The sequence below is a fragment of the Neorhizobium sp. R1-B genome (genome assembly GCF_004368875.1).
Classification (GTDB): domain Bacteria; phylum Pseudomonadota; class Alphaproteobacteria; order Rhizobiales; family Rhizobiaceae; genus Neorhizobium; species Neorhizobium huautlense.
The window spans coordinates 1-13,471 of sequence record NZ_SOEM01000007.1; the positions used below are offsets into that span (position 1 = coordinate 1).

Sequence of the window (13,471 nt, forward strand, 5' to 3'; positions counted from 1 at the left end):
ATTTCTTCAGAACGAAAGTCGTCGTCGCCAGCAGCGCCGCCGCCCTCGTCAGTGAGCGGGGTTATAAATCCATGCCCACAAACAAGTCAACAGGCTTGATTTGGAATTTTCCAGAAAAATCATAACCTGCTGATTTCTCTGGAAAGTTTCGGGAAAACGCCGAAAAAACCCTATCCCCTTTGGAACTGCAATGCCGTCGCAAAGCCCGCGAGACGGCCGCCAATGGGCGGGCGCCCCAAATTTGCCCCGACAAGATCACAATCTCATGGTTACCAGAGAGTAGATGGGGATTCGCAGGCCGATTTCAAGCAATGCACGCCTTTGCGACCTGGCCGATTTGACTCTCCTGTTTGAAACGGGCACATGTTTGGCCCAAGGTTCCAAAGGCAGAATGTCTATTCTGCATGCGGTATTAACGAGTATCAGGGAACTGGCTTAAGACTGGCATGATCACGGCCCGCAGCATGCTCCGCTCACTCGGCAACGAACCGCCGATCCTCGCCGACGGCCGTCGTGCTCCGGATCGCCGGGAGATTTCGCTCCGTTGGCTGTCGGGCACCTTTCTGACCGGCATAACCTCTTCGATCCTGATGGGTGTCGCTTTGTTTGCCGCCCTCGACGGGCGCCAGCAGCTTGCCATCCCCGCGGAGGCTTCCGCCTCGATCCCGACCAATGACTCCGACAGCGCTTCCCGCGGCAAACGGCTTCTTGCCGGCAATATCGTCGCAATGCCGACCGACCGGAAGATCCTGGAGGTCTCCACCGTCGCCCATGAGGGAAGCAAGGAGGTCGTGCGCCGGCGGCCCTTTGCCCATGTGAAGATGACGCTTGCCGCCAATCACGTGGCGCAGGAGGATTATCCGAACTTCGATCCGCTGACGATCTTCTCCTCCAGCGAAACCCCTCCTCCGCCAGCGGCCCGCGCCGGCACCATCTATGGCTCCAACGTCGAATCCGAAGTCAGCCTTCAGACCATCGCCTTTCCGGTAAAGGGCAGCGCCTATGCCTATGCGCCGACGATGACGCTCGAGGAAGTGGAGGAAAACGTCCGCTCTAACGGTTCCGTCCTCACCGACGGCAATACCCAGCTTTCCGCCCTCTATTATGTCGACCCCCAGCGTTTCTCTTCCAAGGACGATGATGGCGGCGTCGACATAACGGCGGGGCTTTCGGCGCGGATCGTCGAGGAGAACATATCGGTTTCGGCGCCGGAACCGATCACCTCCCGTACACGCGAATATGCCGACGACATCATTCCCGTCCGCAAGCCCGAAACCGTAACCCAGGCGATGACCGAGGTCGGTTACCCCGAGGGCAAGGCTCGCGAAATATCCGGTTACCTGCAGTCCCGCCTCGGCGAAGCCGATCTTGGCCCGGGCGACGTGCTGCGCATCGGCGTGATCCAGCAAGGCGACATGGTTCTGGTCGTCCGCGCCAGCCTTTACCGGAAAGGCCGGCATGAGGTGACCGTGGCGCTTGATGACCATGGTCGGTTCGTGGATGGCGAAGAGCCGCCGATGCTGGATGCGGTCGCCTCTGCCTTCAGCGAGCAGCCGCCGCAGATCGTCACCGGCCGGGAATTGCCGCGTGTCTATGACGGCATCTATCGCGCCGCCCTCTCCTACGGCATGAGCAAGGAGATGACCGGCCTGCTGGTAAAGCTGCTAGCGAGCAATGTCGATCTTCAGGCACAGTTGAAGCCGACCGACCGGATCGAAGCCTTCTTCTCCGTCACCGACGAAAAGGGCCAGGCGGACAAGAATTCTGAACTTCTCTTCGTGGACGCCCATTTCGGCGAAACGTCGACGCGCTTTTATCGTTTCCAGAATACCGATGACAATTCGATCGACTATTTTGACGAGAACGGAAAAAGCATACGGCAGTTCCTGCTGCGCAATCCGCTCCCCAACGGCCGCATGACCTCCGGCTTCGGTATGCGCGGCCATCCGCTTCTTGGCGGTTACGCGCGCCTGCATACCGGCGTAGACTGGGCAGCCCCCCGCGGAACCCCGATCATCGCCGCCGGCAACGGCGTGGTGGAAAAAGCCGGCTGGGATTCCGGCGGTTACGGCAACCAGACCATCATCCGGCATGCGAACGGGTATGAATCCTCCTACAACCACCAGAGCGCGATCGCGTCCGGTATTCGCGAAGGTGCGAAGGTAACCCAGGGCCAGGTGATTGGTTATGTCGGCTCGACCGGCCAATCCACCGGTTCGCATCTGCACTACGAGCTGATCGTCAACGGCACCAAGGTCGACCCGATGAAGGTCCGTCTTCCCGGCGGCAGCTCGCTGAGCGGCAAGGCGCTCGTCCGTTTCGAAGAGGAACGCAAGCGTATCGACGCCCTCCTCAACACCCAGCCGCCAGACGAAGTCGCCAGCCGGTAATCCTCCCGATCCCGGACATGAAAATGGCGGCCGAAGCCGCCATTTGCTTTTTGTCTGTTCGCTTGGCCTTACGCCGCCTCGCTAACGTCCCGTTTGACGCGGAACAGAAGCCGGTCGGAACCCGAACCGACCGCTACGGTCGAAGCATCCGGGATCTGGCCGCCGAGGATCTGCTCGGCAAGCGGATCCTGCAGGTATTTCTGGATCACCCGCTTCAGCGGCCGCGCGCCATAGACCGGATCGTAACCCTTCTCGGCCAGCCATTCGCGGGCATCCTGACCGAGATCGATACCGATCTTGCGCTCAGCAAGCAGATTGAGAAGCCGCTTCATCTGGATATCGACAATCGCCCCCATCTCGCTGCGGCGCAGGCGGTGGAAGAGGATGATCTCGTCGACGCGGTTCAGGAATTCCGGCCGGAAAGAAGCCTTGACCACGTCCATCACCTGGTCGCGAACACTGTCGACATCTTCGCCCTCACGCAGGCTGGTAAGATATTCCGCGCCGAGGTTGGAGGTCATGATGATGATCGTGTTCTTGAAATCGACCGTACGGCCCTGCCCGTCCGTCAGCCGCCCGTCATCGAGCACCTGCAGGAGAACGTTGAAGACGTCGGGATGCGCTTTCTCGATCTCGTCGAACAGCACCACCTGGTAAGGCTTGCGGCGGACCGCTTCCGTCAGCGCGCCGCCTTCTTCGTAGCCGACATAACCGGGAGGCGCACCGATCAGGCGTGCCACGGAGTGCTTTTCCATGTATTCCGACATGTCGATGCGCACCATCGCGGCCTCGTCGTCGAACAGGAAGCGGGCGAGCGACTTCGTCAGCTCGGTCTTACCGACACCGGTCGGACCGAGGAAGATGAACGACCCGATAGGCCGGTTCGGATCCTGCAGACCGGCGCGCGAACGGCGGACGGCGCGCGAAACGGCCTGCACGGCATCGCCCTGGCCGACGACGGACTTCGCCAGTTCGTCTTCCATGCGAAGCAGCTTTTCGCGCTCGCCTTCCAGCATCTTGTCGACCGGAATCCCCGTCCACCGGGAAACGACATGGGCGATCGCATCAGGCGTCACGACTTCCTGCACCATGGCATTCGTCGAATTGTCCTTGGCTTCGGCATCCTCGAGGCGCTTTTCCAGATCCGGGATCACGCCATAGGTCAGTTCGCCGGCGCGCTGGTATTCACCCTTGCGCTGGGCGGTCGCCAGCTCGTTGCGGGCTTCGTCAAGCTGCCGCTTCAGGTCGGCGGCAAGACCGAGCTTCTGCTTTTCCGCCTGCCAGCGGGCCGTCAGCGCATCCGCCTGCTCCTCAAGCGAAGTTACCTCGCCTTCGAGACGCTGCAGCCGATCGGCCGAGGCGCTGTCGGTTTCTTTCTTCAGGGCCTCGCGCTCGATCTTCAGCTGCATGATGCGCCGGTCGAGCTCGTCCAGTTCCTCGGGCTTCGAATCCACCTGCATGCGCAGCCGCGAGGCGGCTTCGTCCATCAGGTCGATCGCCTTGTCCGGCAGGAAACGGTCGGTGATATAACGATTGGAAAGCGTCGCAGCCGCGACAAGCGCCGAATCCGAGATCCGGACCTTGTGATGCTGTTCGTATTTTTCCTTGAGACCGCGCAGGATCGAGATCGTGTCCTCGACCGTCGGCTCGTCGACCATGACCGGCTGGAAACGCCGGGCAAGGGCTGCGTCCTTTTCCACATGCTTCCGGTATTCGTCGAGCGTGGTCGCCCCGACGCAATGCAGCTCGCCGCGGGCAAGCGCCGGCTTCAGGAGGTTGGACGCATCCATCGCGCCTTCGGACTTGCCGGCGCCGACCAGCGTGTGCATCTCGTCGATGAACAGGATGATCTCGCCGTTTTCCGACTGCACCTCGTTCAGAACGCTCTTCAGCCGTTCCTCGAATTCGCCGCGATATTTCGCGCCCGCAATCAGCGCGCCCATGTCGAGCGCCATCAGCTTCTTGTCCTTGAGGCTCTCGGGAACGTCGCCGTTGACAATCCGGAGCGCCAGGCCCTCGGCGATCGCGGTCTTGCCGACACCCGGTTCGCCGATCAGGACCGGATTGTTCTTAGTGCGGCGGGAAAGAACCTGGATCGTGCGGCGGATTTCATCGTCGCGGCCGATGACCGGATCGAGCTTACCGTCGCGGGCTTCCGCGGTCAGGTCGCGCGCATATTTCTTCAGCGCCTCGAAGCCCTGTTCGGCATTGGCGCTGTCGGCCGTCCGTCCCTTGCGGATATCGTTGATGACCTGGTTCAGGCCCTGGGCGGTCACCCCCGCTTTTTTCAGCGTCGCGGCGGTGGAAGCCGAACTCTCGATGATAAGCGCAAGAAGCAGGCGTTCGACGGTCACGAAACTGTCGCCAGCCTTCTTGGCGGCATCCTCGGCGGTCGAGAACACCTTGGCGAGCGGCTGGGAAAGGTAGATCTCGCCGCTGCCGCCGGAAACCTTCGGCAGTTTGGCAAGGGCGGCATCGTTGGCGATGCGCGCTTCCTTGGCATTGCCGCCTGCGCGCTCGATGAGCGAGGACGCCATGCCCTGATCGTCGTCGAGCAGGACCTTCAGCACGTGCTCGGGGGCAAATTGCTGGTGCCCCGAAGCCAGAGCCTGTGTCTGGGCCGACTGCAGGAAACCGCGGACGCGCTCGGAATATTTTTCGATGTTCATTCTCTGACCTCCAGTGATCGACCTGCCCTTTATAAGGCACAAGCCGATGATTGAGATTGAGCTCCCTCAAAGGCGAGCCCTGCCGATCGCTCGGCGTTGCTGGAGATATGGTAAGCGTTTTTTCCGATTTAAAGGACCTGCGGAGGAGCTTTTCATCGTCCCTCGCGAGAAGAGGACGAGGAACCACCGTAACGACTTGGTCGGCAGAAGGAGACGGCTTCGGGCCTAAGCCATCAGCATTCTTCTAAGCGCGGAATTCATAAAACGGCTCCGGTAGCTGTGAGACCGCGCGTGTGATATATTGCTGGTGCAACTTCACCGGCCAATCAGGAGCCCGTGCAATGCACCCGTCCCGATCCTTGTTCCTCTCTCTAGCAACCGTATGCTGCCTTTCCAGCGTCAACGGCTCCGTCCTGGCACAAGAAAGCGTTTCGACTGAAATGAACCTCACCAAAGAGGAAATAGCCAAGAGTGGTATCACCAAGGAGACGCTCGCGAAGGACAACAATCTCTTCATCCAACTGGCGACGAAATTCCTCCGCTGGCGTGATCCCCAGGAGCCATTCCATATCGCCGGCCCCCTCTATTTCGTCGGAACACAGGGCCTGAGTTCCTTCCTGTTTGTCACAACCGAAGGCAACATTTTGTTGAACACCGGCGATCCGACTTCCGGTCCCATGGTTGAAGGATCGATACGAAAGCTCGGCTTTCGACCCGAAGATATCAAGATCATGATTAATGGCCACGCACATTCCGATCACTCGGGCGGATTCGCACACCTCAAGAAGCTTTCCAACGCAAAATTGGCTGTAATGGAGCCGGATATCGCTCAGATGGAGGACGGTGGAAAGTCGGATTTTCACTACGGCGCCGACTGGCAGATCATGGGGTTCGAACCGGTCAAGGTAGATCGCATATTGCGAGACGGCGATACCGTTGCGTTAGGGGACGTCGTTCTAACTGCTTTTAATACCCCCGGCCACACCCGAGGATCGACAACTTGGGTCACACAGATCGTTGAGGGCGGCAAGGCATACAAGGTGGTTTTTCCCGATGGCGGTGGGTTCAATCCCGGCTACAGGGTATCGACTGACCGTCCAAGCTACCCGGGAATATCTCGGGACTATCGCAAGACCCATCATTTCCAGGAAATGCTGGAGCCCGATATGTGGTTCGGGCACCATACAGAGTATTTCGACATGCAGGGTAAGTTAAAGAAGGTTGCTTCCGATGGCCCTGCCGCTTGGGTTGATCCCGAGGGATACCGGAAATTTGTTGTGGGCAAGAAACAAGCGTTCGAACAGGAGTTTGATGCGGAACTATCTGCCTCACGATAGCGGTTTGCTCGTCGCCAGGATGGCGGGGAAGTGCCTGCTTCGGGTAGAAGCGGACAAGAAAGCAGGCTTCAAATCCTGCGACGTTAAGACCGTGCCAACATCCTTCCCCGCACTAGCCGCCGTTAAAACGACAGTGTCGCCGCTCCCTCCTTGATCTCGGCATGCATCGCGCTCGCGCCGACCACGACGACGCCGTCGAGAAGGTCGTCCTGCTCGTAGCCGCGAGACTTTACGCAGGGCGGACAGGCCCAGATGGTGCCACCGCGGCTCTGGAAATCGGCGATCGATTGCGCAAGCGGATCGAGCGGCGGGACATGGGTCATCTTCTGCCCGCCCTTGCGAACCAGGTCGATCGCGGCGCTGGTCAGGAAGACCGAGACCTTGAGCCCCGCGGTGATGCCGCCGTTGGCGATCGTGAAGGCGACGGACGAAAGTTCGGAATCGATGCCCTTGGTGACCAGCACCACCAGTTTGTCAGTTGCTGCTTGCATAGTATCCTCCCACAGTTGAATTGAACCTCTTCACTGTAGGAAGGCGGGCCACACCCGTCTTTGGCCGAAATGCGTGAAGCTTTGTCCGAAAATCCTGATCACACTCTGGGTGTTGCGCGGGACGACGTGCTCTCGGCACTGCTGTCGACGATCCGCCTTTCCGGGTCGCTTCAATTCTGCTTCATGCCCTCTGGAAACTGGCAGACGGACGCAACCCCCTCCATGGCAGGCCTCTCCGGAAGGCCGAGCGGTACGATACCGTTTCACATCGTCGTCGCCGGGAATTGCTGGCTGAAGATGGAAGCGGAAGAGGCCCTGCTGGAAACGGGCGACGTGGTCGTTTTTCCTTTCGGCACCGGGCATCAGCTGGGCGCGGGGGCGGACGGCTCGCTCATCAACCCGACCCGCGAATTGCCGCCGAAGCCATGGCGGCAAATTCCCGTCATCCGGCATGGTGGCGACGGCCAGGGCGTCAGGCTGCTCTGCGGTTACCTTCAATGCGACGCGCTGGGTTTTGCACCGCTCAAGCGGGCTCTGCCGAAGCTGATCCATGTAAGGACGCGCGGCGCAAACGACGGCGACTGGCTGCGGGCCACAATCCGCCAGATGGTGGACGAAGTCGACAGCCCGCGCGCAGGTGGGATTTCCATGCTGCCAAGGCTGACTGAAATCATCTTCATCGAGATTCTGCGTCACCGGATCATGATGGCGGAACCGCGGGCCACCGGCTGGCTGGCGGCGCTTGCCGACCCGGCGCTCTGCCGCTGCCTGTCGCTCATCCACGACGATCCGAAACGCGACTGGTCCTTGGAGGATTTGTCGGCGGCATCGGGCATGTCGCGCAGCGTGCTGGCGGAGCGCTTCCAGACGGTGCTCGGCACCTCGCCCATCCGGTATGTGCGCGACTGGCGGCTCTATCTGGCGAGCGTCAAGCTGTCGACGACGGGACAGGCGATCGCCGTCATCGCCTATGAAGCCGGATATGCGACGGAGGCGGCTTTCAATCGCGCCTTTTCGAGAGCCTTCGGCAGCCCACCAGCAACCTGGCGTGCCGTTGCGCGGGCATGGGCCGGAAGCCCAGGTGAAGGTGCCGCATCATGACATCCCTGGAACCAAAAACTCCGGCCCATCGGACCGGAGTTCTTGGATGTTCCGCCTGTTGACGGAGGGTTTATTCGCCGGCTGCTTCCACCAGCGCCGGCGGCGCCTCTTCACTCGAAGCCTCGCCTTCCTCGGCGCCCTCACCGCGGCGCGGTCTGCGCGGACGGCTGCCGGCGTTGCGGCGGCGGCGCTCGCGCGGCGCGCCCTCGGCCTGAGCCTCTTCCTCGACAGCCACTTCCGCCGGAGTACCTTCGATCACCGGCTGTGGGCCGGATCCGTCGTCGACGACGGGAGCAGCTTCGGCAACCTGCGGAGCAGGACGCTCCTGGCGGCGGTCGCGGCGCTGTTCGCGGTCGCGGCGGTTTTCACGCGGCTGCTGTTCCCCACCCTGAGCATTCTGCTCGCGGGGTTCGCGGCGTGGCTGTTGTTGCTGCGGCTGCGCGGTTTCGCCGGCCATCGCAGGCTGCTGCCCGAAACCGGCTTCTTCTGCGTCCATGGCTTCGAAATCATCCTGGTCGGCGGCATTGCCGTCGCGTTCCTGGAAGTCGCCGCGATCGTCACGCTGGAAGCGGTCCTGCATCTGCGCCTGGGCGGCTGCGATGATGCGGTTATAGTGCTCTGCGTGTTGCAGATAGTTCTCGGCCATCACGCGGTCGCCGGAGCTCTGCGCATCCCGGGCAAGGGCTGCGTATTTTTCGGCGATATGCTGGGCTGTGCCGCGGATCTTCACGTCGGGGCCGGAACTGTCATACGTCCGGCTGAGAGGGTTACCGCCCTTGCGGTTGAAGTTGTTGCCGCCGCCGCCGTTGTTATTGTTGCTGCCGCGCCCTCGACCGCGTTTGTTCTGCTGTCCTGGCCTCATCTATCGTTCACCAACTCTCTGTCTTCGCTGATAAGGGGCCACGCGGTCCGCCGGTCAAAGGCCGGAGCAAGACTTCGCGTGCCGCGCACAGGACGAACAAAGCGTCCCGCCGCTTGTCTCATTTAAATTAACTGAATCACGCACCGGGAATTGCTCAACCTTCGCAACTCTCCGAAAAGAGCAGGATCAAGGGTTGACCTTAAACCCGAACGAATCGCTGTTCATTCCCAGCCGCCCCAGTGCGTTCCTTGCAAGCTATCCCGCTTCCTGCGTGAATCCAAGCCTTTTCTTTTGCGTTCAAAATCAAAGGTCGCTCCGGGTAAACACAAGGACGCGATCGTTGTCACCGTAATCACGCCTGGCTTGCGCCAGGGTAAACCCGACCGAGCGGAAAATCCCGGTTACTGCTTGCCTCTGATCGAAACCGATCTCGACGCCGATTACGCCATCCTTTTCCAGAAAATCTCCTGCACCTGCGGCAATCGCTCGATAAGCTTCAAGGCCGTCAGGGCCTCCGTCCAATGCCGCTGGGGGATCGAAATCCCGAACTTCCGGTTCCAGTGCGGGGATAACGTCGCTACGTATATAAGGTGGATTTGACACGATTATGTCGAAACGCACCTGAATTTTGTCGAACCAGTGGCTGGTAAGCGTGGCAAACCTCTCCGTCAGCCCCAATCGCGCTGCATTCTCCGCCGCCGTTTTTAATGCATCCTCGGAGATGTCGCTGCCCGTTCCATAGGCCTCCGGCACCTCCTTTAGCAGCGCCAGAGCGATCGCGCCGGTGCCCGTGCCAAGGTCTAGGATGCGTGCCGCGCCCTTTACTGCGACAATCTGCCTCACATAGGGAAGCAGGCAATCCACCAGGACTTCCGTGTCCGGACGAGGCTCCAGCGTCTCTTTTGAGATCTTGAGGTCCATCCCGTGAAATTCACGTGATCCTAATATGCGATGCACCGGTTCGCGTTTCAACCGCCGCTCGACAGCTTTTGCGATCCTCACCAATTCCGCATCCGTCAGGACGCGTTCTCCACCGGTGAAAACTTCGGTGCTGGTTAGGGCGAGCAATCCGCCGACCAAAAGCCTCGATTCGATGGCCGCATCCGGCAGGCCGGCCTCGGAAAACCGGCTCTTCGCCTCCGCGACGGCTGCGGCGAGCGTCGTCATCCCTGTTGCTCGCCGAGCTGGGCAAGCTGACCGGCCTGGTAATCGGCGATCAGAGCATCGACCACCTCGTCGATTTCGCCCTCCATCATCCTGTCGAGCTTGTAGAGCGTCAGGTTGATGCGGTGGTCGGTGATGCGCCCCTGCGGAAAGTTGTAGGTGCGGATACGCTCGGAACGGTCGCCGGAACCGACCTGGCTTTTGCGGTCGGCCGAGCGCTCGCTGTCGGCCCTTTGCCGCTCCATGTCGAAGAGCCGCGACCGCAGCACCTGCATCGCCTTGGCGCGGTTCTGGTGCTGCGACTTTTCCGAGCTGGTGACGACGATGCCCGTCGGCAGATGCGTAATGCGCACGGCGGAATCTGTGGTGTTGACGTGCTGACCGCCGGCACCTGACGACCGCATGGTATCGATGCGGATATCTTCCGCGCGGATTTCGATGTCGATCTCTTCAGCTTCCGGCAGCACTGCGACGGTCGCCGCCGAGGTATGGATGCGCCCCTGCGTTTCCGTATCCGGCACGCGCTGGACGCGATGAACGCCGGATTCAAATTTCAATTTGGAGAAGACCCCTCGCCCGGTAACCGTCGCGATGATTTCACGATAACCCCCCGCCTCGCCTTCGCTGGCCGAAAGCACCTCCACCTTCCAGCCATGCGCGCTGGCATAACGCTCGTACATGCGAAACAGGTCGCCGGCAAAAAGCGCCGCCTCGTTGCCGCCGGTCCCCGCCCGGATTTCCAGGATGGCGCTCTTCTCGTCCGCCGCATCCTTCGGCAGCAGCAGGATCTGCATGTCCTTTTCGAGCGCCTCGATCCGGGTCTCCGCCTCCGGCAGCTCCATTTCGGCGAGCTCCCGCATTTCCCGGTCGGTCGCCTTGTCGGCAAGCATGGCACGCAGATCGGCCGCTTCCGCGACGGTCTTTTCATACTCGCGGATCTTTTTCACCACCGGCTGCAGCTCGGAATATTCCGACGCCAACTTCACATAGACATCCGCGGCCGGGCCTTCCGACATGCGCGCCTCGATCTCGCCGAAACGGCGCTCCAGCTCGCGCATCTTTTCAACAGGAAGCTTCGCCAACCTGATCTACTCCGTATCTTTGTCTGTTCCGCTAGAGAGGGATGTCGTTCTTTTCGGCATGCCGGACAAGGAGGTCGCGGATCTTTTCCGACGACCGCGTATCGTCGAGCGCGGCGTTCAATTCCTCGGCCAGCTTGTCGGCATCGAGGCTGAGCAGCATCGCCTTGACCGGCCCGATCGAGGTTGCCGCCATCGAGACCGAACGGAAACCGACACCGATCAGCGCCATGGCCGAAAGCGGCTTGCTCGCCATTTCGCCGCACAGCGTCACTGTCGTCTTGTTGCGTTCACCTGCCCGCGCGATATCCCGGAGAATGCGCAGGAAGGGTTTCCCGAGATTGTCGAACCGGTCGGAGACGCGCGCATTGCCGCGGTCGGCAGCCATGGTGAACTGGAAGAGGTCGTTCGACCCGACCGAGACGAAATCCACTTCCGCCATCAGCTCGTCGAGCTGCCACATCAGCGCCGGCACTTCCAGCATCGCCCCGAACTGCAGCTTGCGTGGCAGGCTGTGGCCGAATTTCGAAAGATGCTGGACTTCCTTCTGCAGCAGGTCGCGCACCGCATGGATTTCCGAAACCTCGGTCACCATCGGCAGCATCATCTTGAGCTCGGCACCCGCCGAAGCTCTGAGCAGGGCACGCAACTGCGTGCGCAAGAGTCCGGGACGATCGAGCGACAGCCGGATCGCCCGCCAGCCGAGCGCCGGATTTTCCTCTTCATGGGCCCGAAAATAGGAAACGACCTTGTCACCGCCGATGTCGAGCGTCCGGAACGTGACGGGCCGCCCCGCCGCCTGCTTCAGCACATTGCGGTAGAAATTCTCCTGCTCCTCCAGTTTCGGCATGGTGGAAGCGATCATGAATTGCAGTTCGGTACGGAAGAGGCCGATCCCGTCCGCGCCCGACTCGGCGAGCTGCGGAAGATCCACCATCAGCCCCGCATTCATCTGCAGGCTGATGCGCTTGCCGTCCTTGGTGACCGGCTCGACGGAGCGTAAGGCCCGGAACTGCTCCTGCCGGCGAGCTCTCAGGCGCACCTTTTCCTCGTAGGCCTTCTGCAGATCAAGCATTGGCCGCAGGTGGATCTGGCCGTCGTCGCCGTCGATGATGATCGGATCGCCGTTTTCGGCAAGCGCCACCACGCCGGCCGCCTGTCCTACAACCGGAATGCCCATGGCGCGTGCGACGATCACCACATGGCTCGTCACGGCTCCGTCTTCGAGCACCAGACCGCGCAGGCGTTCGCGCGGATAATCCAGAAGCTCCGCCGCGCCCATGGCACGCGCCAGGATGATCGCATCGACCGGGAAACCTTCGTCGAAGGCACGGCCGGAAAAGCCGGTCAGCTGCCGCAGCAGCCGGTTTGCCAGGTCGTCGAAGTCGTGCATCCGCTCCCGCAGATACGGGTCGGTGAGACGCATCATGCGCGCCTTCGTATCGCTCTGCACTTTTTCGACGGCAGCCTCTGCTGTCAGGCCGTTATGGATCGCCTCTTCCATGCGGCGCACCCAGCCCTGGTCGTGGGCGAACATGCGATAGGTTTCCAGAACCTCGCGGTGTTCGCCCTCTTGGGAAATCTCCCGGCGCGACAGCATGTCGTCGATGGAGATCCGCAGCGAACCGAGCGCCTCGGCAAGCCGCTCGATTTCTTGGCCGGCATCTTCGTTGAGCAGGTTGGTAACGACGATGCGCGGCTCGTGCAGCACCACATGGCCGAGCCCGATGCCTTCGTTATAGCCGTCGGCATTGATCGTCACGGCGCGGGTCAGGTCGAGCTCGAGCCCCGGCCGGGTGATCTTCTTCAGCTCGCCGGTGGCGATCATCTCGGCGATCACCATCGCGGTGGTTTCGAGCGCCTCGACTTCGTCCTCGCGGTAGTTCCGGCTCGCCTTGTTCTGGACGACGAGAACGCCCAGCGTGCGACCGGCACGCAGGATCGGAACGCCGAGGAAGGAGTGGTAGATTTCCTCGCCCGTCTCGGGGAGATAGCGGAAAGCCGGATGCGCCTGGGCATCGGACAGATTGAGCGGCTGGGCGGAGGCGGCGATCGTGCCGACCAGGCCCTGCCCCATCTTCAGCTGCGAAAGGTGGACGGCTTCCTTCTTGAGGCCCTCGGTGGCGTAAAGCTCGAGAACCCCGTCGGAGCGCAGCACGTAGGCCGAGCAGACTTCGGCCACCATGTTGCTGGCGATCTGCCGGACGATCCGGTCGAGGCGCTCCTGCGGCTCGAGCGGCTCCGCCATCAATTCGCGCAGCCGCTTCAAAAGAACGCGCGGTCCTGCCGACAGGTCTCTCATCGGCATCAATGCTCCCGAACCCAGATCACCCTATCCGGGACGCCGCGCCGGACAACCGACGCGCCAAACCGGCTCA

General features: G+C 61.3%; 9 protein-coding genes. 3 read left to right on the plus strand and 6 right to left on the minus strand.

Translation table 11 applies throughout. The features are described from left to right. Positions 1-446: 446 nt before the first annotated feature. A complete protein-coding gene (locus EDE05_RS11995; protein ID WP_132410973.1) occupies positions 447-2,390 on the plus strand; it encodes a M23 family metallopeptidase in 1,944 nt (647 codons plus the stop codon). Between the two features lie 68 nt (positions 2,391-2,458). Here the strand turns inward: EDE05_RS11995 and clpB are convergent, their stop codons facing one another. Further along, the gene (clpB, locus tag EDE05_RS12000) at positions 2,459-5,059 is read right to left on the minus strand and encodes an ATP-dependent chaperone ClpB (RefSeq protein WP_132410971.1); all 2,601 of its coding nucleotides are present in this window, start codon (positions 5,057-5,059) and stop codon (positions 2,459-2,461) included. A gap of 341 nt (positions 5,060-5,400) precedes the next feature. Between clpB and bla the strand changes: the two genes are divergently transcribed. Continuing rightward, positions 5,401-6,396, plus strand: a complete 996-nt coding sequence (bla, locus tag EDE05_RS12005) for a subclass B3 metallo-beta-lactamase (RefSeq protein WP_245505135.1) — start codon at positions 5,401-5,403, stop codon at positions 6,394-6,396. A gap of 122 nt (positions 6,397-6,518) precedes the next feature. On the opposite strand, the gene EDE05_RS12010 is transcribed toward bla, so the two are convergent. Continuing rightward, complete coding sequence (locus EDE05_RS12010; RefSeq protein ID WP_132410969.1) at positions 6,519-6,887, minus strand: DsrE family protein; 369 nt, start codon at positions 6,885-6,887, stop codon at positions 6,519-6,521. A 69-nt stretch (positions 6,888-6,956) separates the two neighbouring features. Between EDE05_RS12010 and EDE05_RS12015 the strand changes: the two genes are divergently transcribed. Then, entirely contained in the window at positions 6,957-7,988 is a 1,032-nt protein-coding gene (locus EDE05_RS12015) for an AraC family transcriptional regulator (protein ID WP_132410967.1), read from the plus strand. Between the two features lie 70 nt (positions 7,989-8,058). On the opposite strand, the gene EDE05_RS12020 is transcribed toward EDE05_RS12015, so the two are convergent. From EDE05_RS12020 to ptsP, 4 genes are all read right to left on the minus strand, one after another. Further along, positions 8,059-8,850, minus strand: a complete 792-nt coding sequence (locus EDE05_RS12020) for a DUF4167 domain-containing protein (protein ID WP_132410965.1) — start codon at positions 8,848-8,850, stop codon at positions 8,059-8,061. Between the two features lie 303 nt (positions 8,851-9,153). Then, entirely contained in the window at positions 9,154-10,017 is an 864-nt protein-coding gene (gene prmC, locus EDE05_RS12025) for a peptide chain release factor N(5)-glutamine methyltransferase (RefSeq protein WP_132410963.1), read from the minus strand. Further along, the gene (gene prfA / locus EDE05_RS12030) at positions 10,014-11,096 is read right to left on the minus strand and encodes a peptide chain release factor 1 (protein WP_105372633.1); all 1,083 of its coding nucleotides are present in this window, start codon (positions 11,094-11,096) and stop codon (positions 10,014-10,016) included. The genes prmC and prfA overlap by 4 nt, the downstream gene beginning before the upstream one ends. A 31-nt stretch (positions 11,097-11,127) precedes the next feature. Next, positions 11,128-13,395 (minus strand): phosphoenolpyruvate--protein phosphotransferase, encoded by a 2,268-nt coding sequence (ptsP, locus tag EDE05_RS12035; RefSeq protein WP_132410997.1) that lies wholly within the window; start codon positions 13,393-13,395, stop codon positions 11,128-11,130. Positions 13,396-13,471: the final 76 nt, after the last annotated feature.